This window comes from Pseudoalteromonas sp. SG41-1 (assembly GCF_014164575.1).
GTDB classification, from domain to species: Bacteria; Pseudomonadota; Gammaproteobacteria; order Enterobacterales; family Alteromonadaceae; genus Pseudoalteromonas; species Pseudoalteromonas rhizosphaerae.
Window position 1 is genome coordinate 16,720 of the sequence record NZ_JACJFL010000039.1, and the last position, 22,773, is coordinate 39,492.

Below are 22,773 nucleotides of genomic sequence, written 5' to 3' on the forward strand. Positions count from 1 at the left end.
TTTAAAGTCATTGATGCAGATAAAATCATTTTCTTTTATTGCTATTGTAGCAATTGCCATTGCTTTGCTAAGCATCACAGCATTGGCCACAGCACCATTGTCAGACGAATATAAAGGCGTTACTGAAACAGCTCATACACTCACGCAAGATGTAACAACATCAAGGACCGATTATTTTTGCAGGGGAACTCAATGCATGTAGTGATGCAAGGCAAAAGGTAGCTATTACCGCACTTTATAAGCTTGGTTTCTCAAAAACGCTTTATATTGATGATAAACGGACAAATGCTTTTGGTCTTGCGCTTTAACAAATATAGCCCCGCGGTGTGACCGTTAATACAACCCGTGTGCCACAACAACAAAGCTCAGATCACAATCCTATAATGGTAAATTTACACCTAAATGAGGCTATAGATGAAACACTTACCCCATAATATATACGTTTTTATAGCGTGCCTTTTACTGTGCGTTAGTCGGCTAAGTGTTGCAGCAAGCGCAGATCAGGAAGTCAGTCACTTAATTAGTTTTATTAAGCAAAGTAAAGCAACGTTTATTCGAAATGGCGATGAACATAACAGTGAAGAAGCGGCTGAGCATTTAGCCATGAAATACCGAAAAGCCAAACGCTATGCAAAAACCGCTGATGATTTTATTGACAACCTTGCCAGCAAAAGTTCATGGAGTGGTAAAGCCTATACGGTTATTTTACCTGATAGTAGCACATTAACCGCTAGCAAATGGTTAACTGATGAATTAGCCCGTTTTAGAGCAATAGAAAAGCCGCAATAAATGCGGCTTTTCACCTTGTGAAAGTGGATATAAACCAAGTCTCAGCTAACGAACTCTAAAACTTAGCCAAGTTATCAACACTATCTTTATCAATTAACTTAACAAAAGGATCAACCCCTGCGAAAAGCGGCTTTTCTTTCACTTTTAGTTCAATGGTGTTAGTGCCGGTTACTAACCGGTGCTTTTGTGAATAAATCACAAAATCTTCAGCTAGTAGGTTTTCAGGATCATCGTTAAATAATGCAATATCAATCATTTCATCAAGTGGTTGCTCTGCTTCTTCACCTTGACCATCGGCACGCTTTTTAGCGGCCTCGACAGTTAGAGTGACCGTGTACAAGCCATCACTATCAGCCTCATCAGATACTTTCGCTTCTTTCATTGTCAGCTCATATAAAGTGATATACATAAACTGATCATCAATGAACGCTTGCTCTGCGGGAGTCGCGTCACGTTTCAAATAACTAAGTAAATCTAACGTGGTCGGGTAAGGATTACTTTGATATTTAAAGTCACTAACAAACTCTTTTAAAATGCTGTTTAAACGCTCCTCACCAAACAAATCATGCATGGCCATCATCACCACTGAACCTTTTTGGTAATAAATATGCGCTTGGCTTTCTACTTTATACAACGGCATTTCTTGATACGCTTCAACCGAGCGACCTTGCAAATACTTATCAAGTTCATACTTTAAGAATTTACGTAGCTTTTGCTCACCGTATTTTTTCTTAAGTACCATAATTGCGCTGTATTGCGATAAACTTTCTGACAATACTGCAGCACCTTGCACATTAGCTCCGGTAACCTGATGCCCCCACCACTGGTGAGCCACCTCATGAGCAGTAACATAGTAAGGCACATCAATCTTAGTACTGTCTCGGTTATCTGTAATAAAGCCTATTTGCTCTGAATAAGGTACAGTATTAGCAAAGCTTTGTGCAAATGACTCATAACCAGGGAACTCAATAATACGCATTTGCTTATGTTGATAAGGACCAAACTCCGCAGAAAAATAATCAATTGAATCAGTAACCGACTCAATCATACGATCCACGTTCCACGTATGGTCTTGATGGTAATAGACTTCAACATTTACTCCATTATGCGTTATTTTTTTAGACTCTAAACGAGCGGATAAAATGGCATAAAAGTTTATTATTGGTGAATCCATTTCATAACGGAACGTGCGTCGTCCGTCAGTCACTGTTTCACTTTTTAAATAACCTGGTGCAATTGCAAATTGCGACTCATCAGTAGTAATGGTTGCAGCAAAGTTGATAAAACCACCATTCGCGCCAAACATGCTTTGTTTGTAATACTGAGTGTCTTCAAGTTTATTAGCACGCTGTAGCTCAGGTAAGCCACGTTTACGACGCTCATGTTTATCCGTTAATTGATAACTGTCGTTATAACCAAAGCGCGGGAATAAGCGCCAATTATCAATAAAGGTGCCATTAGCAACAAGCTTAGTATCGGTGTTGCTATCGGCAAAACCTTGGTGGCTGCGCTCGACTGAAATCTCACCTTTGCGCACTTCACCAGGCATTAATGGCTGAGTAAATTCAAACCACGCTGAGTTATAGTCAGGCAATTGTTCAGTGATGTCCCCTCCGGCAATTTTAACACTCCACTGAGGGCTGTTATCCGGTTTACTCACCAAAAATCGCTTAATTGCTTGCTCACTAGTATTGGTAATAAGCACATTGGCAGTGGCGAGTATTTTGCGCTGCTGTGGATATATCGCAACATTAAGATCAACGTCAGTGATTATCGGCAGTGGGTCATCTTTATACTGCACAAACTGTTGCTCGTATTCAACTTGCAAGTTTTCAAGTTGATCTTTAGTATAAAAATCATTCAGCACTCTTGTATTATAATAAATTTGTGTGCCCGCAGCGATAAATACCACTAACCCAAGTACTGCCGCCGCTTGCCCTTTTCGACCTAAGTTATATTTTAACTGCGCAAAACGATTGCGTAAGCTTTGTGACGGGCCACGGTGCCACAATGCAAGCCCAATAACGGCTAGCACCACACTTAACCCTCCCCAATAAAGTGTGTACCATGCCACTCCAGTTAAGTAATGACCATAACCGTTAATATCTGAATAAGCAGCAGGACTTAATTGGGCAAAATGAAACATATTATGACTAAACCCATAATTACTTAGCACTATTGACACTAAATAATACAGTCCAAATAATCCCATGCCGATGTATTTATTAGCACTAATTATCTGCAGAAAAAAGGCCAGAATAGCGAGCATTACAAAAGGTAAAAAAGCAAAAAAACCTAACCTAAATAGATATTGTCCAAGCTCTAAATTAAACTGTCCTTTAATTAGCTGTACAGTAATTGTCAGTACCATACTAAAAATATAAAGCAGACCAATAACACTCACTAAAGCCAATAGCTTAGACACCCAAAACACACTATTATGCACCGGAAAGCTATCGACAATATCACCCATGCCGCTATTACGTTCACGCCATACTAGCTCAGCGCTGTAGTACACAATAACAATAGTAATTAATAGTCCTATTGCATTTTGAATGATACCAACCATGTTTTGAGTAACAGGCCAATTAACTGTGCCATACCAACCAACTGGAGCTAGTAATGGCACCATAAGTACAGCTAAAGTAATAATACCTAAAATCAAAAATGGCGCACTGATAACAACTTGTTTAAACTCAAAAACACAGCGCAATAATAGCTGTTGTTTGAAAGAACTTGCGCTCGCTTTATGATTTACCGAAGAAGCAATGAGAGCCGCCTCTTTTTGTTTAGTTAAATTAGAGGCAGCGAGTTTCTTCTTTTCGCGCTTGATAACAATGCGAGATGACAGCTTGCCTGAGGCAAAAAATATAACAGCTGCCAATATAACCCATAATATACGATTAAATAGTAAAACCCCTGTTAGCTCTAACGTTTGAGTATTTTTATCACTCGCAGTCCAATAACGAGTAATATCAAGTAATGAGCCACTTGCAAAAGGATCGGCATAACCCACTATCCATCGAAACGCTAAATCATCAAAGTAAACAGATACGGTAGAGTAGGCGATTAAAAATGCAACCGCGGTAAGATATACTGCCATCATTGAGCGAAAATACGTTGCCACACCATTAAATATAGCCGCTAAAACAAACAAGCTAGGCACTGCCATATAAAAATAGGCCGTTAAGTAATAGCCTAACTTGTTATCTCCTACCAACTCAGGATCAAGCCAACCAACTAGCAAACCAAAACCAGATCCTAAATATATTCCCAGCGGTACAAACGCAAAAATAAGCGCAACAACACAGTACGAACCTAAAAAGCGCCCTAATTGATACATTAATGGCTTGAATGGCTTGCTAAAAACTAGCTCTGACATATTCGTTTCATCATTACGAATCGCAGAACCAGCAACAAAATTTACCACTAAAAAAATAGCAAACTGAAGCAAAATACTAACTAGCATCAAGATACTAAATGGTGAATTCACATTAACGTTGCTGCCACCAAGTAAGACGTTGTCACTGCTACTTGCAAAAAAAGCCACTAAAAAAAAGATTAAAGCGGTTACATAAAATGAAGGCTGACGTATAAAATAACGCAGCTCAAAGGTAAGCATATTTAAAAACATGATATCCCCCCTACGCTGCACTAATATTACGATGCTGATGCAAAGTAGAAAAATACACATCTTCTAAGTTAGCATGACTAGCAGTAAACCCTTCAGGAGCTTGCTCACCATACACATTTAAAATTGTCTGCCCAGCGAATAAACGCTTTGAAATCACTGGTAGATGCTGTTCAAGCTCTTGCGCTTCAGTTTGGCTGGTTGTTTTTTGCCAAATTTTACCTTGGAGTTTATCAGTAAGTGCTATTGGGTTACCTTCAAGTAAAATTTTGCCACTGGCTAATACCGCCATATTAGGGCAAAGCTCCGCGACATCTTCAACAATGTGAGTTGATAAAATGACCACTTTTTTCTCGCCAAGGCTTACTAATAAATTATGAAAACGATTACGCTCTTCAGGATCAAGACCTGCTGTTGGCTCATCAACAATCAGTAAATCAGGGTCACCAAGTAATGCTTGTGCGATACCAAAACGCTGGCGCATACCACCAGAAAAACCACTCACGGCTTTATTACGATGTTGATACAAATTTGTATGTGCCAACAAGCCTTCAACCGACTCTTTACGCAGTGCTTTATTATCGAGCCCTTTTAAAACAGCCATATGATCAAGTAAGTCATAAGCTGAAACTCGCGGATAAACACCAAAATCTTGTGGTAGGTAGCCTAAACGCTGACGAAGCGCTTGTGGGTCTTTAAATGCATCAATACCGTCAAAGATCACAGAACCTGCATCGGCTGACTGCAAAGTGGCAACAGTACGCATTAACGATGATTTACCGGCGCCATTTGGTCCAAGTAATCCAAACAGACCTTTTCCTATTGATAAATCAACCCCTTGTAGTGCGTGCACCCCGTTATCGTAAGTTTTTGATAACCCAGTTATTGATAGCATTTTTACTTCCTAGTATTTGATTATAATAATTATTTATACGAAGTAAGTTACATTACCAGTAAGTTAGTAACAATAGCAGGAGGTTGTAATTTTGTAACAGAATGAAAACAGAAAAGCCGCAATAAGTGCGGCTTGGTTTCACTCTTAGGAGAGGTGAACTTAAATTCTGAAGTAACACTAACTCAAAGCTGTATTTAATACTGCAGTAGTTATTTCATCATCAGTTTGCACTAGCGATAACTTTATATAACTAAGTTATCGACAAAATCTGCCTGAACTAATGATTTTTGAATGTCTAAATAATAACTGCCGGTATGCTCGGCTGAGTATTCAAAGCATGTGCTTGTAATAATGTTGCTTTGTTTTTAGCTACCCATGCATTCTTAATTTCGAACTATACTGTATGATAATATAGCTGAACAATCTGTGAACACAACGTGCAATTAGTAATCATTATTTTAGGAAATAACATAACTGTAAAGTAGATATTACTTGCACCTAATCTCGCTACTGGGTATAAAAATAGTTATCAACATTTAATAAGAAGCGAAAAGCCATGCAGCAACATGACCACCAACCACTTACAGACTTTATTGAATATCCACATGAACAGATGCTTGAACGCGCTAATGAGTTTTTAACGACAAGCCAGCGTCGTCATACAATTCGTAGTTTTAGCGACCGACCGGTGCCAAAAGATATTATTCAAACCTGCATTAAAGCCGCAGCTACAGCACCAAGTGGTGCAAACCACCAACCGTGGCATTTTGTAGCAATTAATAGTAGTGATGTGAAAAAGCAAATTCGTGAAGCAGCCGAGAAATTAGAGCGCTCATTTTATGAAGGCCGCGCTGGTGAAGAGTGGTTAGATGCTCTAAAGCCATTAGGCACTGATGCCAGCAAACCTTATTTAGAGCATGCACCTTGGCTAATTGCCGTATTCAGCCAAAAGAAAGGCGGCTTAAATACTGATGATAAAAACACCAACTACTATGTGCATGAGTCAGTCGGTATTGCCACCGGCTTTTTAATTCAAGCATTACATCGCGCAGGGCTTGCAACACTGACTCACACACCTAAACCAATGAGCTTTTTAACCGACATTTGTGGCCGCGACAAAGACAACGAACGCCCCTATATGCTGCTCATTGCCGGTTACCCAAGTGATGATGCTACTGTTCCTAATCATGCCTTGGTGAAAAAATCACTCGATGAAGTTGCGACCTTCATTTAGGTTTAAAATCCACCGCTAATGTGTCGCCGGCGTTAAGCCCGGCGATAATATGCTGTTTAGCATTAATCACCTCCCCTAAACGAACAAAGCGGCGCTCAATCTTTTGCTCGTTAATAACATATACCATGGCTAATTGACCGTACTCATGCACCCAACTTGGCTCAATTAAAATTCCTTGCTCGGTATCCAGTGGCAAGTGAAGCTGTGCATATAAACCAGGCATCAAGTTTGATTGTGTTGGCAACTCTAAACGAATTAACATACTACGTGCAGCACTATCGGCAATCGGAACAATTTCACTCACCACCGCAACAGCGGTTATATTAAGTGAAGGCAAACTGACCGTTAAGCTTTGACCCAGTGTGAGGCTAATTGCCTGACGTTCTCGCACATTAAATTCAAGCTGTAATTGTTGTGGATTATAAAGTGCCAATAAAGGTGAACCAGGCACTGCGGTATCACCTGGTTCAACTAACCGCTCTACAACAACTCCAGAAATGGGCGCTTTTATACGGGTAAATTCAAGTGCGACTTGTGCTTGGGTTTGCTGTTGCTTGGCAACAGCTAAGCTTGCGGTTAAGTTATCAAATTTCGCTTTTGCCTCATCATTATCACTAACCGATACCAACCCTTGTGAATATAAGTCAGTTACGCGCTTAAGCTGTTTATCAGCTTGTGTAAGTGACGCTTGAATGGCTTTTATTTGCGCATCACTTTGTGCCAATTGCGCTTTAAAATCGTCTTGCTGCAAAGTAATGAGAACATCGCCTTGCACAACACTATCACCAGCACGTACATTTAAACGTTCCACTTGTGCCATCACTCGTGACGAAATTTGCGTGTTTTGTTTTGCAATCACAGTACCGGGAACATCTTCACTGCGCTTGATCGCCGTCAGCTCAACGGTAGCGACTTTTCCCTCATATGTCGTTGCTAATACGGGTTTATTTCCTGCGGCTTGTTTATTTGAAAAGCTGCCTGCCATATAAAGCACAGCAACAATAATCACTAACAACGCAATGATTGAGCCGAACAGTTTTGATTTACCTTGCATGAGCTTCATCCTCGGTTGTTTGTGTGTTCGCAAACACTAAATAATAAACTAGCGGCACCACAAACAACGAAAACAATGTTGATGCCACAATGCCAAAAATAATAGCGATAGCAAGACCACTAAATACGGGGTCTAACGTAATCACTAAGTTGCCTAATAAAGTTGTGCCAGCAGTCAGTAATACTGGCCGCATCCGCGTTGTGCCTGCGGCAATCAATGCCGCTTTTATTGCCATCCCTTGCCCGCGAGCTTGATTAATAAACTCAACTAAAATAAGCGAGTTACGCACCACAATACCAGCAAGTGCTATCATGCCGATCATCGCTGTTGCGGTGAATAGCACAGGCTCTGGAGCACCGGCTATGGAGCGCTCACCAAACTGATTTAATAACCAAAAACCCGGCATAATACCAATCACAGTAAGTGGAATAGCCGACATAATAATCAGCGATAAACTGGCAGATTGCGTTTGTATTCGTAAAATAATAAAAATGGCGGTTAACGCAAAAGCAAACGCAATTCCCATATCTCTAAACACATCAATTGTGATCCGCCATTCACCTTCACCACTAAACGTTACATGCGTGCCTTGTGGTAATTGCCAAGCCTGAGTTCCACCGTTATTAAAAAAGCTGCGGGCTAACCAATTTGTTTGCTCAAAATCATCGCTACTTACATTTAAATCAGCGTTTACGTCCGCAATGATTTCTGCAGGAGTACGGCCATTAAGCTCTGCCATCACGTATACAACCTCGCGTTGGTCTTTACGCATAATCGGTTTTGCGACATTTAGGTTATGAAATTCACCCAGCTCAGATAAAGCCACCAACGGTCGTGGCGCACTAGTTAAACCAAACTCATTAGTTGATTTTGCCAGCTCTCTATCACCTCTGATTTGTATAGCAAGCAGTTGCGCTAATTGGTTTCGCTGCTGATATGGTAATTGCATTTTGATCTCAACGGGCTGCGTTTCACCACTGACATACATTACGCCCACATTTTTACCCGCAGATGCAATCGTTAATGTATTGGCAATATCTTGTGTTGATACCGCCGACAAAGCCGCCTTGGCTTTATCGGTAATAAAGCGCTGCATCGGAGCCGTGGCTGCAATACTTGTATCAACTTCAACTACATGGGGCTCTTGCTTCAGTCGTAGTGCAACTTGTTGAGCCGCTTGATGGTGGGTTTGCGTATCAACAAACGGATCACGATACACTTCAGCCACTAAGGTGCTAAATACTGGCGGCCCGGGTGGAACTTCAACCACTTTTATCACAATGCCATTAACGGCCAATGGCTCAAGCTGTTTACGTAAACGCATCACGACACCATGAGACTGTTGCTCGCGCTGCGCTTTGTCTAATAGTAATACTCTAAGCTCAGCTAAATTAGCGGCCTCACGGCGATAATAACCGCGCACCATACCATTAAAATCCATGCTTGATGGTTGCCCAACATACGCAGCTATTTCACTTACTTCACTAAGCTGCCATGTTATAGCTTGTACTTTACGAGCGGTCAGTGTTGTTTGCTCCAGATTCGTCCCCTCGGGCATATCTATCAGTACTTGTAGTTCATTTTTATTATCAAACGGCAATAACTTCAGCGGCACCATTCGCATCACGGGCAGCAATGCACTGATAATAAATAATCCTAAGGTTGCCCATAAAATCAGTTTTGCGCGCCCTTTACTGGCCAGTAAAGGCGTTAATAAGCGTTCATAAATAGCTACTTTAGGGGAAGTTAAATCATTGTGCTCAACAACCGGTTCTTTTAATAACTTCATGGCAAGCCAAGGAGTTACAAAGAATGCCACAATGGTTGAGACCATCACGCTTACAGGCACATTAAATGCCATTGGTGCCATATATGGGCCCATCATGCCAGTGATATAAGCCAAAGGAATAAAAGCCACCATGATGGTCAGTGTCGACATTAATAATGCACCACGTATTTCGCTCATTGCAGCGACAATCTGTTGTTTTTTATTGCCTTTGTTTTGTAAAAAACGGCTAATATTATCAATGCCCGTTATCGGATCATCCACCAGCAAGCCCAGTGATAATATCAATGCAAATAACGTTACTCGGTTGATGGTGTAACCAAACGCAAAATCGAGGCTTAAGGTTATGCCATAACAAATTGGCACAGCTAAACCAACAACGATAGCGGGTCGCCAGCCTAAGAACACGCCAACAAAAATCACTACGGTAAATACCGCAAACACTAAGCTTGAGGTTAAGTTATTCACTTTTTCGTTAGCGGTTTGCCCGTAATCTCTAAGTATTGTGTAATCTATTTGCGAAGGTAAAAAATTAGTTTTTAAATCAGCCATCATCGCGTGTACATCATTTGCGACCGCGACTGCATTTGTGCCCGCTTTTTTAGCAACACTTAAGGTGACTAAAGGATGCTCTTGTGTGGTATCAGATTGCGCTAACCATTGATAATTTTGTGGCTCACTCGGCCCATCAATTACGTTAGCAATATCTTTTAAATAAACACTTTTGCCGTTAATAACATTTACAACAAGCTGCTCAATCGCGGCTTTTGTTCGTAACACATCACCAGCTTGTAGCATGATTTGTTGCTCTGCATTAACAACACTGCCAACCTGAGATAATTGATTAGATACACTCAGTGCATAATAAACATCGCTGAGCGTAGTTTGATGAGCTGCTAGGGCCGTCGCATCTAAATTGACCGTTAAAGTGCGTTTGCGCCCAGCAATCACTTTAACTTCACTGGTGTTTTCTATGCGCTGTAAACTATTCGCAATTTCGTTAGCAAAACGGGTTAACTCATAGTCGTTATATAATTTAGGATCTTTACTAAATAAGCCTAGCATCACAATCGGCACGTCATTTACTTCGACCGGGCGCACCTGCCATGAGCTAATAACTGACGCCATGGTATGTTGATAACTATATAGTTTGGCGTAAGTATCGAGGATTGCTTGTTCACGATCATGACCCACAGTAAAGCGCAATGTCACCACAGTGCCATTACTTTGTGTGGTTGAATAAATATGCTCAACACCGCGTAATTGCGCTAACAGTTTCTCAAGTGGCTGAGTAACCAGCCTAGCAACTTCTGGCGCTTCAACATTAGGGGCTGAGACATAAATATCAAGCATGGGAACGACAATTTGAGGCTCTTCTTCTCGAGGAGTTTGCTTTAAAGCCATCATGCCAAGCAATACAGCCATGACAAAAATAATGATCGGAATACGACCATTTAGGCTATTTTTTACTGCACTATCAAGTCCACTCATTAAGCTCAGTCCTTACAAAACAAACCATATAATGTCGCCAGCATAGCTTGCGCATTTTCATCGATCACTCGGTAAAAAATTGTTTGCCCATCTCTACGGGTATTTACAATATTTGCTTTGCGTAATGCAGCTAAGTGTTGCGACAAAGCAGACTGCGCAAGAGGTATCGATTCATTTAATTCAGACACACTCATTTCACGCTCCTGTAAAGAGCACAAAATCATCAAACGGTTTTTATTAGCAAGAATTTTCAATAATTGCTCAGCGCGCTCAACATTAGTAGCCATGGCAGCGAAGTTAATGCTCATAAATACAGCCTTATATTCAAATTACACGCTAAGTATAAAAGTATATATTAGAAAAGTCTAATATTAGAATTTACTAATGTATATTTATCGAATATATTAAAAGTAACAAACACAATAAATAAGGTTCACTATGAAACTAAACGACGCACTGCGCCTAATTGCAGGAGTAATGATTGGTATTTCATTATTACTACAACACTTTCACAACCCACAGTGGGTTTGGTTTACTGTGTTTATTGCTCTAAACTTAATTCAATCGGCATTTAGCAAATGGTGCCCTATGATCACAGTATTAAAAAAACTTGGTTTCGAGGAATAATATGCTTACATCAATCCCTGACTTACTAAAAATTATTGCACCAAATCAACGTCGTATCGACGCCACACAAGCTAAGCTAGAAATTGCCGAGAATAAAGGCCTGCTAATTGACGTACGTGAGCCTGCTGAACATGCTGCAAAAGCTGCAACAGGGGCAATTAATATCCCTAGAGGTTTACTTGAAATGAAGCTCATGGAAATTGAAAAAGATTCAACACGACCTATTTACTTACATTGCGCCAGTAGCGCACGGGCCACATTAAGTGCAGAAGCCCTGACTCGAATTGGCTATGAGAATGTCACTGTGATTACTTGTAATGCAGGGGAAGTTTGTCAGGTATTTTGACTATAAATCATCAGCTCACCTTAAGTTTGCTGTTTATATAAATAAGCTAACCTGAAACTTAGGTTAGCTTTGAGTGTTTTCACCATAAAATATATAGTCACTTGTCATAGAATTTTTGGCTTGATACATGGCTTCATCTGCTTGTTGCAATAACTCATCAACTGTTAAATTGATACCTGAATAATCCCAAATACTAATCCCAAAGCTTGCAGATAAAGTCAATTTTTGCTTATTGTAGTACATAGGTGTCTTTATAACTTGTACCAACTTTTGTAATAACTCAATGCATTCCTGTTTGGAATTCAGGTTATTAATAACAGCAACAAATTCATCCCCACCAATTCGAGCTAATGTATCCTCAGCTCCGATTGTCTTAGACATACGCTCTGATAAAGTCGTTAGTACAAAATCCCCTGCATCATGCCCAAAAGTATCATTGATTGGTTTAAATTTATCGAGGTCTATAAAGACACAATAAATAGATTGCCTCTCTTGCTTAGCTAATTTTAATGCTTGTTCAAAACGTTGTTGTAATACTATTCGATTGGGGAGCTTAGTTAATGAATCCGTAAATGCAGCTTCTTCTAAATAACGTTGGTGTTTAACTTTATCGGTGACATCAGAAAACACAGCCAGATAATTACGCGTTTTTCCTCGCTCATCTTTAACCACCATTACTGTGGCGGCTTCAACGAGTAATTCATTATTTTTTTTCTTATTCCAAATCTCTCCTACCCACTCTCCCGTTGTTTGTATACTGTCCCATAACTGGCTAAAAAAAGTTCCATTGTGATTATTAGAAAAAAGTACTTTAGGACTACTTCCTATGAGCTCTTGCTCTGTATACCCAGTTATATCAATAGCAGCCTGATTCACTCGAATAATTTTTTTGTTTTCATCTGTAACAAGAACCCCCTCTCTTAATTTTTCAATTATATTATTAGAAAGGTTGATCTCCCAGTTAGAAAAAATCAAATTACTTGCTTGTGCTTTCACTTCTTTTTCTAATGAATTCACCGCAAAACGAATCGCAAAATAAATTAAAACCTCAATGAATAAAAAGCCAAATATTCCTAATAAAATATTGTACTTTATTGTTTCATTTAAAGATTCGACCTGTTTATCAATGTTACGCCAAAAAATAACAGCCCCAATAGCTTCTCTCTCAGGATGTTTTTTTCCTATATAATCTTTCAATGGGAAAAAAGTTAACATCAGGTTTTCTCCATCGACCTGAATACGCTCTATACCTGAGTCAGAAAAATCAAATTTTTTGTCTTCAGATTTTATTATTTTATCAATACCACCTCTGGATGTTGCTTCTAGATAACAATCGCAATTAACTAAAATATTTTTAAATCGTTGTTCTATTGCGTCTTGCCACATAATACTTTCTATATGCTTCCTCGATAAAAATACTGCGACTCCAATATTTAATTGTTCATCGAGTGCTGATACTAAAGAATTAAATGAAGAGCCCACTTCGAGAGCGCCGATATACTTTTTTTCAACAGCACTGACTCCAGCATTAAAAACCGGAACTACACCTCTAATACCAGAATACACCCTACCCGTTTCAAAACCAGATACAGCTTTTTTATACGTATTAACATCAACGATAGTATGGCGAACATCATCCATATTATCGCCAAATTTTTCTGGTCGATGAACTCTAAGATAACTTTTGGCCCCAGGACCAAATAAAAAGTGTAACTGACGAGCAGCAAACTTATTCTGAACTACTTTCCATGCAGGAGAAACTTTTTCATACAATTGCTGGCGCAGTTTGGCTGATTCCTTTAAAGCTTCCTCCCCGCCTTTTTCAGCATTATCTTTTGCTTTAGAGAAAATGGCTGTCACAGCAGGGTCACTCGCAATAAAAGTAGCCATCGCTTGCATATTTTCTTGCTCTTTAGCCATAACTAATTCATAACTTGAGCGTAATACATTACTGTCTTTTACAAGGGATTCGTGAAGTGTCTGTTGGGCTAAGTCGATATTCATTCTTATATACATAAAATCAAAACTAGCAATAAGTAGTGTAATTACTAAGAAAACTTTTTGTTTTAATGTAAACAAAATAGCTGCAGCCTTAAGAATGTATTATTAACTTTTTATTCCTGAATTTTTACCCTAGTTTGTACCTAACGTCAAGCTAGCTGCTTTAATACAAATAGCATCACAACTTCATATAAAAGTCACACTGGTCGGATAAGCTCGTAGTTTTACTTTTAACGGTACAGAGCAATGACGTTTACACGAAGAAGTTTTTTAAAGGCATCGGCAGCTGGTTTTGGCGCTGCCGTTTTATCATTAGGTATCACAGGTTGCACTTTAGATAACGATGATGATGAAATTATTGAGGTTAGCTTTGATCACGGTGTAGCCAGCGGCGACCCACTTAGTGACAGCCTAATTTTATGGACTCGTGTAACACCCGTTGACGCAACAACCACTAGCATAAAAGTACAATGGCAAGCAGCCACCGATCCTAACTTTAATAATATCAGCCATGACGGTGAAACCCTGATATCAGCAACCAGTGACTTCACTCTAAAAGTTGACTTACAAGGCTTAGATGCCAACACCACTTACTACTATCGCTTTATTTCGAACGGTAAAGCTTCACCTGTTGGCACAGGTAAAACATTACCAACGGGTAGCATTGATAAAGTAAAATTTGCAGTCGTGTCTTGCGCTAACTACCCTGCTGGCTTTTTCCATGTGTATGGTGAAATAGCTAAACAAACGGACCTTGATGCTGTACTTCACCTTGGTGACTACATTTATGAATACGGCAATGGTGGCTATGCCAGTGAAGACGCTGCTTTACTTGGTCGCCTCCTACCTGAAGACAATAGTGACGAAATAATCAGCCTAACTGATTACCGTAAACGTTATGCCCATTATCGCAGCGATAGTAACTTACAAGCTGCCCATAGCAATTGCGCGTTTATAACCGTGTGGGACGACCATGAGGTTACTAATGATACTTGGCGTGAAGGCGCAGAAAATCATAACGATGGTGAAGGTGAATTTAACGCGCGTAAAATGCACGCTTTACAAGCCTACTTTGAGTGGATGCCTATACGTAATGTAGCTGATAAAGAACGTATTTACCGTCGTTTTGAATTTGGTGATTTAGTCTCGCTGTATATGCTTGATACCCGAGTACTCGCTCGCGATGAGCAACTAAGCTACGGTGACTTTAATTTAACCAGTGCGCAGGGGCAAAGTGACTTTGTTGCTGCGATTAGCTCGCCAACGCGTGCATTGCTGGGAAATGAGCAGCTAACCTGGCTTACCGATGGCATGACAAACTCTAGTTCAAAATGGCAAGTACTTGGCCAACAAGTATTAATGACCAAGATGCACCTACCGTTTGAAGTACTGCAACTTTTAGTTAGCCTGCAAGTAAGTCAAGCTAATGGCGCCGATACAAATGCTTTATTAGCCCAAGCATCAGCATTATTTACAGAACTAGCACAAATTAAGGGCCGCATTCTAGCCGGTGATCCAACAGTCACTGATGCAGAACGCGCGCGGGTTGATACCACTGCGCCTTACAATTTAGATGCATGGGACGGTTATGCTTATGAACGTGAAGTATTACTAGGCACTGCGATAGCGACACAAAAGAACCTAGTTGTATTAGCTGGCGATACTCATAATGCGTGGGCGGGCCAATTAACCACCGACGCCAGCAACCCAATTGCTGCATCACAAAATGCTGGTGTTGAATTTGCTACCTCATCAGTGTCTTCGCCCGGTCTTGAAGAGTACTTAGCGCTGAATACCCAAGGGCCAGAAGCAACCGCACAAATGGAGCAAGTAATCCCATTATTGGTTAATGATTTAATCTATAACAACCTCGTAGATCGTGGCTACTTAACCGTTACTTTTACCCCAGAGCAAGCCACCGCTAAGTGGAATTACGTGAGCAGCATTAAAACCGCTTCATACGAAATGCAAACCGAGCGCAGTAAAGAACTACGTATGCTAGCAGGTCAGCCAGTAATACAAGGGTAAAGATTCTAGGTGCTAGGAAAAAGCTTTAGGTGAAAGATTAAAACAGCCCGGCGATCACTTGATCGCCGGAATTTTTGCGTTAAGACTTTAATCATTGGTAATTCCTTTCATATTCTTAGTGTCGCTATTCCTCTCAAAGTGCATGAATAAAACATGAGCGATACTTGATAGCACGATCAATACAATGCCTGCGATACCCAATAAAGTTTGAGTTTGTTGAAGAAAAATGTAGCCCAAAATACTAGAAAATAGAATTTGCGCATATTCAAGCGGCATTAGCTTAGATAAGTCACTTTTATTAAAAGCGAAAAAACGTGCTGCAAGTTTAGTAATAAGGAGCCCACCATATAGCATAATTAGTAGAGCACTATTTGTATCTAAAGGTTTCCACACAAAAATAGCGACGGGTAATAAGATAATCGCCGAATAGAGGGGAGCAAAAACCATTTGAGGCACAACTTTCTCTGCATTGCCTATTTTCTTTAAATTAATATTATAAATGACTAAAATAGCTACCGCTGACAGTGCAAAGATCAATCCTAGATAGAGGTTTTGCTGCGTTACTTGGCTCGCCATTAGTTTTGGAGAAAGCAGCATCATCACTCCAGCTAAATTCAAAATAATAGCGATATAGACATAGGCTTTTGGTTTTTCTCTAAAGATAAACACCGACAAAATGGACGTTATAAGTGGCACAAAAAAGTTAATCGCGGTTACTTCCGCTAAACTTAGATATTGCAGAGCATAAAACAAACATATTGTTGAACTAACACCAAGCAGTCCTCTGAAAATATGTAGCTTCATTTTTTGGGGTTTGATATTTTCCCATTTGCCTTTCGAGAATAATATAATGGCCGCAAAAGCTGCAATTACATTAACCAAAAAGACAACTTGGAATGGGCTGATAGCTTTACCTAAAAAACCACCGATTAGTAACATCACACTTAAGATAAATGAATCTGACAACATCCAAATCACTGCGGTTGACTCTTTACTAGCCATTTAACTTCTCTCCATGTGTTTGTGTAGCACAAATATATGCTACGAAATTAGAGCCCTATTAGAAATCAACTACTTTGAACCCTAATAAAACTGCATCCTTTTCAGATAAAATCGCTTTAAATTACACCCACAAAAGGTACAAAACAAGGGGTTTAGAGATAATTTGAGCTAATAGCATAAGACACTTTGGGAGGGTTAAAACAACAGGAACCAATAATAGTTAATGTAATAGTCTTGGGTTATCGAATGTAAACTTAAGCTCCCTGTTTAGTGAATACATTGGCATAGCATTGTATTAATTTCGCGGATACTCGCACATTGCCATATACCAATTGCCAGTTACATGTTCGTACTTACCATAATCTTTAGCGCCGTAACCGAGCACACATAAACCTATTTTCTCAGGGTTACCAAAAACAAAATAACCTTCTTGTTGCCTATCCTGGTATGAAAAGGTAAATGCTTTTCTAATCAACCAAACACCCTGAAAATATTGAATCCAAAGAACATCTATATTTTTATTCAGTAAAAACTCAGTGAGCTCATCCAAACTTGAATCGGTCACCTTCACGAATTCTTTACTGCCTTTTTTTCTTATTAACTTATGCGCGAAACGCTCACCACTTTTATCATCAACCCATTGTACAGCCTGAAGATCCCTTTGCTCTGCAAGTAAAATGGCGTGCTCCAAATCATTCTCGTGTTTTTTGAGAAAGTTTTTAGCTTTTGATTCAGGGCTATTAACCGTAAAAAATAAAAAGCTTGCTAGAAAAATAACTACAAGCACCGAGAATAAAACAATGAATCTTGGTATCAGAGTCTTCCTACGAAACAGCTTAATATAAGGTGTATTTTCCATATGTTCCTTAAAGCAAAATAGGATTACTCATATCTAACTATTTCCGCTCATCCAATAACGTCACTAACATTTGTTCAATATTTTTCACACTGTAAGTAAGTGCGCGTATTAGCTCAACTTGGCTTTGTGGCTCATCACTGTTCGCTTTTGTTGGTTGCTGTGCGGTTAGATTATCTTTTTGAGTTAAGATTGCCTCGCGAAACTCACTGGCATCAACTACCCCAAGTAACGATACTAATGCGCCATGACCAGACTGACCTGCGGTTTCAAAGCTTAGTCGATATAAACCAAATAAACGCATCAACGGGCCTTGGCTTAACCCGACGTCAGTTATTTTTTCAAGTGGGATGGACTTTTCTTCTTTGAAAAATACACCGCGCTTTACTACCAGTTTACGCTCAAGTAATTGAGCCGACATAGCGGCTAATATACTGCCACTTACAATCCAAACAATCAGTACTATTACCGGGATAAGCGGAATAGTCACAACTCCTAAGGTGCTTGCACATACTGCAAAAATTAACCAATAAGGCTTTATTTTAGGATCAAACGTAGCACTTTTTAACATAGCTTCTGACATCGTAGTTACCCATAATCGTATTATGATTATAAATTACGCTAACTTTGCCTAGGCTGCAATTTGATCATAAAAAAACCGAGCATCTAGGATACTCGGTTCTGATTGTTTATAAAGTGTATTAATGCTTAGTTCTTATTGATCAGTACCTGCACATTATTACGATTAGGGCCAATAACCGTAAAGGTATAATTGCCTGCGTCAGCAATGGCTACATTAATATTTGCCCCTACAGCTTCAAGCAAACTTTGCTCGCCAACTATAACCTGTGGAGATTCACCTTTGCCGCCGTAGTCCACAGTGTTCCAATCTTCAGAGGCTATTTTGAACTCATAATCACCGGCATCTAAATCAAGTGATGTACTATAAATAGCATTCCCTTGATAGATTAGGGGGTTGTCGGTACCCCAGCCATTTAAGCTGCCACGTAAGTAAACTTGAGTGTCTGCAAACATTTGCGCATTAAATACACTCAGCGTGGGTGCATTCAAATCACTGGCATCAAAAATGAACTGATATTCACCCTCGGTTGCAACATCCATCGTCATATTAGCGCCTTTAACAGCTAATAACTTATCTTCGGCAACGGTTACGATTGCATCCGCTTCACCGGAACCATAATCAACGGTATCCCAATCTTCAGAAGCAATTTTAAATTCATAACTGCCTACACTGAGTATTTTAGTAAAGGTATAAACGCCTTTACCTTGATAGATTAACTCATCACTGGTGCCCCATTCATTTAAGCTGCCACGAACAAATACAGGCGTGCCAACGAATCGTTCTTCGTTATAAATTCTCAGCGTTGGATTGTCTTTATCGCTGGCATCAAACGAGAATACATAAGTTGCATCAATTGCGGCATTAAAGGTCATATTCGCGCCACTGCGCATTAAAGGCTCGGTTTGATTTTCCAACACTGCTTTATCAGCATCAGACAGCGCGCCAAAATCCACACTCGACCAATCTTCAGAGGCAATTTTAAATTCATAATCTCCTGCAGTTAAAGTAATAGCGATACGGTATTCACCATTGCCCATATACTCAAAGCTGTCAGCTGTGCCCCAATCATTTAAACTACCTCGCACATATACTGTGGTGCTGCCAAAAGGCACTACGTCTGGCGCGCCCACTGTTGCATTCGCACTTAAGCCTACACCTTGGTTCTCGCCTTGTGGTTTTACAAATACCGCGATTGTATAAGCTGGGACTGTAAATGTACCGTCGGTTTCACTGGCAGTAAAACTCACTCCAGACATACTGCTATCGGTGCTGTTTTTAAGTGTTGGATGTAATTCAAACCCAGCAGCGGTTGGTACTGTATGTGAAAGCGCTTGCTCAGTTGCATTAATTACTACTACGAGCGCGTCAACTTGGTTATCTAAATCTGCAAAACCTTGACCGTCATCAATGCTCATTACAATCAAACCATGTTGCTGGTTTTTACCAACATTGTGAAAACCTACACGGTCAATAACATCTTGCTCTGTGGTTAATCTAAATAATGGGCTGCTACTACGAATAGCTAAAAACTCTTGGAACACATCCCCTGCGTAAGCTATATCTTGCGGCTGTGCAGCAGCTTGTGGATTACCTGAGACCTTAATGATTTCAGGCCATTTCTGTTGGTTCTTCTCAGCATTAGGTAAACCAATATTCCAATTATTATTTTCTTTCGTTAAATCTACCGCATTAAACCAATCCCCTGCATTGTAGCTGTCACGATCCATTGATTTTGAGCGTAGTAAATCAGCCCCAAGTTGCATAAACGGGATACCTTGGCTTACTAATGGAATTGCTAATGCCATATTATGCGCACGCACTCGTTGCTCAATACTCATACTTGTTGCATGTTTATATTGCAGTTGATCCCATAAGGTTTCGTTATCGTGCTTTGATACGTAGTTAATGCTGTCAGCAGGGTCTAAAGCATAAGCCGTCGGCTGAGTATTCCAGCTAAAGCTATTACCTTTTGCCGAATTACCTTTAAAGTCTTTCAGGATATAGTTTTGTAAATTACCCGCCAGTGATAAACGCAGAGTATCTTGGTCTGCTAAATTACCATCGGTCGGGTTATTGCTAAACATAGCACCACCGCGCACAGCCTCACGGATGCGGTCATTGAATGTGCCAACTTCAGAGCCAGCCATATCAGCTTGCTTAGCTTGAGTGAACAATCGGTTATTAGCGACTTCACCAAAATCCCAACCTTCGCCATAAAAGTAGTTGTCAGGGTCAACAGCTTGCACCGCTTCACGCGCTGCTAAAATTGATGATTTAGGCATGTGCCCCATAACATCAAAGCGAAAGCTATCGTAGCCAAAGTCGCGAGCAAGTATGACTAGTGAATCGCTAACAAACTTGTCCATCATCACATGTTCAGTCGCGGTGTTTTCACAACAGGTTGAACGCTCGATATCGCCCGTTACTTCGCTGTATCTGTGGTAATAACCCGGTACGAGTTTATCAAACACTGACTTTTCCCAAATGCCTGATGAGGTTGTGTGGTTGTATACCACATCAAGAACCACGCGAAGGCCGATCTCTTGAAGTGACTGTACCATGGCGCGTGTCTCTTTAACCCGGGCAACCCCTTCACTGCTTGATGCATACGAACCTTCTGGGGCAATAAAGTGATGCGGGTCGTAACCCCAGTTAAAACCGTCTAAATCACGCATCGCGCTGGCAAGTGCTTGAGCATCATCAGAACCCGGAAAGTAGCTTTGCATTAAATGAGCAATGATGCTGTTTTTATTTTCGATTTTACAAGCATCGGCGGCATCGTCTATTCGCTCACATAACTTACCTAGGGTGTCAGTGATTTCAACGCGCTTATCCGCATCTTCTTCAATGGTGCCAATGTCTGTTACAGGGAGTAAGTGAAAATGCGTTAAACCTTTGTCAGCTAGTTGCTTAAGGTGCTGCATAGGGATGCTTTCAAGCTCAGTAAATGCTAAATATTTACCTTGGTTTGCTGCGCTTACTGACGTATCGCGAATACTAAAATCACGTACATGACCTTCATAGATAATGGCATCTTCCGGGTTGGTAATTGTTGGTACACTGCGCTCATCCCAGCCTTGTGGTTTGGTATCGTCATCATTTAAGTTGATCAACTGCGAATACAGGCCATTGCTTGATACATTCAGTGAGTAAGGATCGGTACTCCATAAACTTTCAATCGCTTGAGTAGTAGGGTGGTAAACATCAAACGCATAGCGGTAATAAAGACGGTCGTATTTGCTGTCTAAACTCACTGACCAAATACCTGTATTGCTGTCTAACGTCATGGCAGTGCTATGTACTTGTGCTTTATCGGCGTCAAATACATTAAGCATCATATTGCTAGCGGTTGGTGCCCATACTGAAACATCAATTGCATTGTTATTATAATGCACGCCTAGCATGGCTTCATTTGCGTCGTTTTCACCTTGGGTGTAAAGTGCATCAAGGGCTTTGGCGGTTTGCACAAAACTTGCTTCAAGTAGCTTGCCTTCTGCATCGTAGCCCGCTACAACGAGCTGTTGTTTTATAAGTTGTTTTGCAGTAGCGGCATCCCAATTACCTTGATAGGCAGTCCAATCTGTTAAGTGCGGTACTTTCGCTGCTTGTGCATCGGTTAAACTCGTTGCCATTAATTCAACGGTTTCACCATTTAAGCCAGTATCAACATCAACAACCAAATCGGCAGCAGCTGATGAATGCAGCTTAATAATCTGCGTAAGCTCATTGCTTGGCTTATACAGCACAGTATTTAAATCAATCCAGTGTGCTGATGCACCGTCAATTGCAACGGGGCGTTCGCCAAGCGCTTCTACTGGGTATTCAAATACTGTTGGCTCACCGTCAAAGGTAAAGTTCATACGTACAAAACGCTCGTCGTCCTGCATCAGTGGCATGGTTAAATCCACATCACCATGGGCTTTACCTGAACCTTCTGTGCCAATATGAATAATAAAATTAGCGCACTCGGTATAACCGTCTTTTAGCGCGACAATCCAATAAGCTCCATAGTTTGGATCGACACCATTATATTCATGGCCATTAGCCCAATCGGTGGCATCAAACGGCGGCGCGTAAGCATCACAGCCGTCGGTATTCCAAGAGTGTAAACGATAGCCTTCATAACCCTTATTTTCTGGGCGCTTATAAAATAAAATAGCCTCACCTTCGCCTGCAAATACCACAGGGTCTGGTAAGTCGGGGTTATAGCCACTGGTACAGCTTTCATTATTTGCATCTGGAAACAGCGGTGCGTCACAAGAGATAGGCTCAGGATCAACACATTGAGTGCCTGCTGCATTAGGGACTTGCGGTACATCACAAGCCAATAAGGCTTGGCCTGCTTTTACATCGCTACTGCCTGAGCCTCCACAGCCAAACAGTAGTGTTAAGCTCACTGCTAATAGCAAATGAGTCAATTTAGTTATTTTATTCATTATTTATGCTCCAA

At 40.5% G+C, this 22,773-nt stretch carries 16 protein-coding genes; 6 read left to right on the forward strand and 10 right to left on the reverse strand.

The genetic code is table 11. The annotated features are described in order from the left end of the window. Nucleotides 1-13 precede the first annotated feature (13 nt). Together H5203_RS17360 and H5203_RS17365 are read left to right on the forward strand one after the other, a co-directional pair. On the forward strand, nt 14-202 hold the full coding sequence (locus H5203_RS17360) for a hypothetical protein (RefSeq protein ID WP_145241941.1): 189 nt from the start codon (nt 14-16) through the stop codon (nt 200-202). 212 nt (nt 203-414) lie between these two features. Further along, nucleotides 415-789 (forward strand): DUF5329 domain-containing protein, encoded by a 375-nt coding sequence (locus tag H5203_RS17365; protein ID WP_145241943.1) that lies wholly within the window; start codon nt 415-417, stop codon nt 787-789. Nucleotides 790-844: 55 nt separating this feature from the next. Here the strand turns inward: H5203_RS17365 and H5203_RS17370 are convergent, their stop codons facing one another. Both H5203_RS17370 and H5203_RS17375 read right to left on the reverse strand, forming a co-directional pair. Further along, on the reverse strand, nt 845-4,423 hold the full coding sequence (locus H5203_RS17370) for a M1 family aminopeptidase (RefSeq protein WP_145241945.1): 3,579 nt from the start codon (nt 4,421-4,423) through the stop codon (nt 845-847). Nucleotides 4,424-4,433: 10 nt separating this feature from the next. Then, nucleotides 4,434-5,315 (reverse strand): ABC transporter ATP-binding protein, encoded by an 882-nt coding sequence (locus H5203_RS17375; RefSeq protein WP_145241947.1) that lies wholly within the window; start codon nt 5,313-5,315, stop codon nt 4,434-4,436. A gap of 556 nt (nt 5,316-5,871) precedes the next feature. Between H5203_RS17375 and H5203_RS17380 the strand changes: the two genes are divergently transcribed. Further along, entirely contained in the window at nt 5,872-6,549 is a 678-nt protein-coding gene (locus H5203_RS17380; protein ID WP_145241949.1) for a nitroreductase family protein, read from the forward strand. On the opposite strand, the gene H5203_RS17385 is transcribed toward H5203_RS17380, so the two are convergent. The 3 genes from H5203_RS17385 to H5203_RS17395 are packed head-to-tail and all read right to left on the reverse strand — an operon-like array spanning nt 6,542 to nt 11,188. After that, on the reverse strand, nt 6,542-7,603 hold the full coding sequence (locus H5203_RS17385; protein ID WP_145241951.1) for an efflux RND transporter periplasmic adaptor subunit: 1,062 nt from the start codon (nt 7,601-7,603) through the stop codon (nt 6,542-6,544). The two genes, H5203_RS17380 and H5203_RS17385, sit on opposite strands and share 8 nt — an antisense overlap. Beyond that, on the reverse strand, nt 7,593-10,880 hold the full coding sequence (locus tag H5203_RS17390) for an efflux RND transporter permease subunit (RefSeq protein ID WP_182820031.1): 3,288 nt from the start codon (nt 10,878-10,880) through the stop codon (nt 7,593-7,595). Before H5203_RS17390 ends, H5203_RS17385 begins: the two co-directional genes overlap by 11 nt. A 5-nt stretch (nt 10,881-10,885) precedes the next feature. Further along, complete coding sequence (locus H5203_RS17395) at nt 10,886-11,188, reverse strand: metalloregulator ArsR/SmtB family transcription factor (RefSeq protein WP_087532521.1); 303 nt, start codon at nt 11,186-11,188, stop codon at nt 10,886-10,888. A 130-nt stretch (nt 11,189-11,318) separates the two neighbouring features. Here H5203_RS17395 and H5203_RS17400 point away from each other — a divergent pair, with 130 nt between their 5' ends. Both H5203_RS17400 and H5203_RS17405 read left to right on the forward strand, forming a co-directional pair. Next, entirely contained in the window at nt 11,319-11,507 is a 189-nt protein-coding gene (locus H5203_RS17400) for a DUF2892 domain-containing protein (RefSeq protein ID WP_145241955.1), read from the forward strand. Nucleotide 11,508: 1 nt separating this feature from the next. Next, nucleotides 11,509-11,853, forward strand: coding sequence for a rhodanese-like domain-containing protein (locus H5203_RS17405; protein ID WP_145241957.1), 345 nt, complete (start codon nt 11,509-11,511; stop codon nt 11,851-11,853). A 63-nt stretch (nt 11,854-11,916) separates the two neighbouring features. Here the strand turns inward: H5203_RS17405 and H5203_RS17410 are convergent, their stop codons facing one another. After that, complete coding sequence (locus tag H5203_RS17410; protein WP_145241959.1) at nt 11,917-13,932, reverse strand: diguanylate cyclase domain-containing protein; 2,016 nt, start codon at nt 13,930-13,932, stop codon at nt 11,917-11,919. Between the two features lie 168 nt (nt 13,933-14,100). Between H5203_RS17410 and H5203_RS17415 the strand changes: the two genes are divergently transcribed. Next, nucleotides 14,101-15,882, forward strand: coding sequence for an alkaline phosphatase (locus H5203_RS17415; protein ID WP_182820032.1), 1,782 nt, complete (start codon nt 14,101-14,103; stop codon nt 15,880-15,882). An 87-nt stretch (nt 15,883-15,969) separates the two neighbouring features. Here the strand turns inward: H5203_RS17415 and H5203_RS17420 are convergent, their stop codons facing one another. From H5203_RS17420 to H5203_RS17435, 4 genes are all read right to left on the reverse strand, one after another. Next, entirely contained in the window at nt 15,970-16,884 is a 915-nt protein-coding gene (locus tag H5203_RS17420; RefSeq protein WP_145241963.1) for a DMT family transporter, read from the reverse strand. Between the two features lie 295 nt (nt 16,885-17,179). Then, on the reverse strand, nt 17,180-17,743 hold the full coding sequence (locus H5203_RS17425) for a hypothetical protein (RefSeq protein ID WP_064668489.1): 564 nt from the start codon (nt 17,741-17,743) through the stop codon (nt 17,180-17,182). Nucleotides 17,744-17,780: 37 nt separating this feature from the next. Beyond that, nucleotides 17,781-18,323 (reverse strand): PH domain-containing protein, encoded by a 543-nt coding sequence (locus H5203_RS17430; RefSeq protein ID WP_064668490.1) that lies wholly within the window; start codon nt 18,321-18,323, stop codon nt 17,781-17,783. A gap of 125 nt (nt 18,324-18,448) precedes the next feature. Then, nucleotides 18,449-22,759, reverse strand: a complete 4,311-nt coding sequence (locus tag H5203_RS17435; RefSeq protein WP_182820033.1) for an alpha-1,6-glucosidase domain-containing protein — start codon at nt 22,757-22,759, stop codon at nt 18,449-18,451. Between the last annotated feature and the right edge of the window lie 14 nt (nt 22,760-22,773).

What these genes read in the sequence shown, in the direction of transcription:
- H5203_RS17360 (WP_145241941.1), top strand. Translation starts at nt 14, where the DNA reads ATGCAGATAAAATCATTTTCTTTTATTGCTATTGTAGCAATTGCCATT.
- H5203_RS17365 (WP_145241943.1), top strand. Translation starts at nt 415, where the DNA reads ATGAAACACTTACCCCATAATATATACGTTTTTATAGCGTGCCTTTTA.
- H5203_RS17370 (WP_145241945.1), bottom strand. Translation starts at nt 4,423, where the DNA reads ATGTTTTTAAATATGCTTACCTTTGAGCTGCGTTATTTTATACGTCAG.
- H5203_RS17375 (WP_145241947.1), bottom strand. Translation starts at nt 5,315, where the DNA reads ATGCTATCAATAACTGGGTTATCAAAAACTTACGATAACGGGGTGCAC.
- H5203_RS17380 (WP_145241949.1), top strand. Translation starts at nt 5,872, where the DNA reads ATGCAGCAACATGACCACCAACCACTTACAGACTTTATTGAATATCCA.
- H5203_RS17385 (WP_145241951.1), bottom strand. Translation starts at nt 7,603, where the DNA reads ATGCAAGGTAAATCAAAACTGTTCGGCTCAATCATTGCGTTGTTAGTG.
- H5203_RS17390 (WP_182820031.1), bottom strand. Translation starts at nt 10,880, where the DNA reads ATGAGTGGACTTGATAGTGCAGTAAAAAATAGCCTAAATGGTCGTATT.
- H5203_RS17395 (WP_087532521.1), bottom strand. Translation starts at nt 11,188, where the DNA reads ATGAGCATTAACTTCGCTGCCATGGCTACTAATGTTGAGCGCGCTGAG.
- H5203_RS17400 (WP_145241955.1), top strand. Translation starts at nt 11,319, where the DNA reads ATGAAACTAAACGACGCACTGCGCCTAATTGCAGGAGTAATGATTGGT.
- H5203_RS17405 (WP_145241957.1), top strand. Translation starts at nt 11,509, where the DNA reads ATGCTTACATCAATCCCTGACTTACTAAAAATTATTGCACCAAATCAA.
- H5203_RS17415 (WP_182820032.1), top strand. Translation starts at nt 14,101, where the DNA reads ATGACGTTTACACGAAGAAGTTTTTTAAAGGCATCGGCAGCTGGTTTT.
- H5203_RS17420 (WP_145241963.1), bottom strand. Translation starts at nt 16,884, where the DNA reads ATGGCTAGTAAAGAGTCAACCGCAGTGATTTGGATGTTGTCAGATTCA.
- H5203_RS17425 (WP_064668489.1), bottom strand. Translation starts at nt 17,743, where the DNA reads ATGGAAAATACACCTTATATTAAGCTGTTTCGTAGGAAGACTCTGATA.
- H5203_RS17430 (WP_064668490.1), bottom strand. Translation starts at nt 18,323, where the DNA reads ATGTCAGAAGCTATGTTAAAAAGTGCTACGTTTGATCCTAAAATAAAG.
- H5203_RS17435 (WP_182820033.1), bottom strand. Translation starts at nt 22,759, where the DNA reads ATGAATAAAATAACTAAATTGACTCATTTGCTATTAGCAGTGAGCTTA.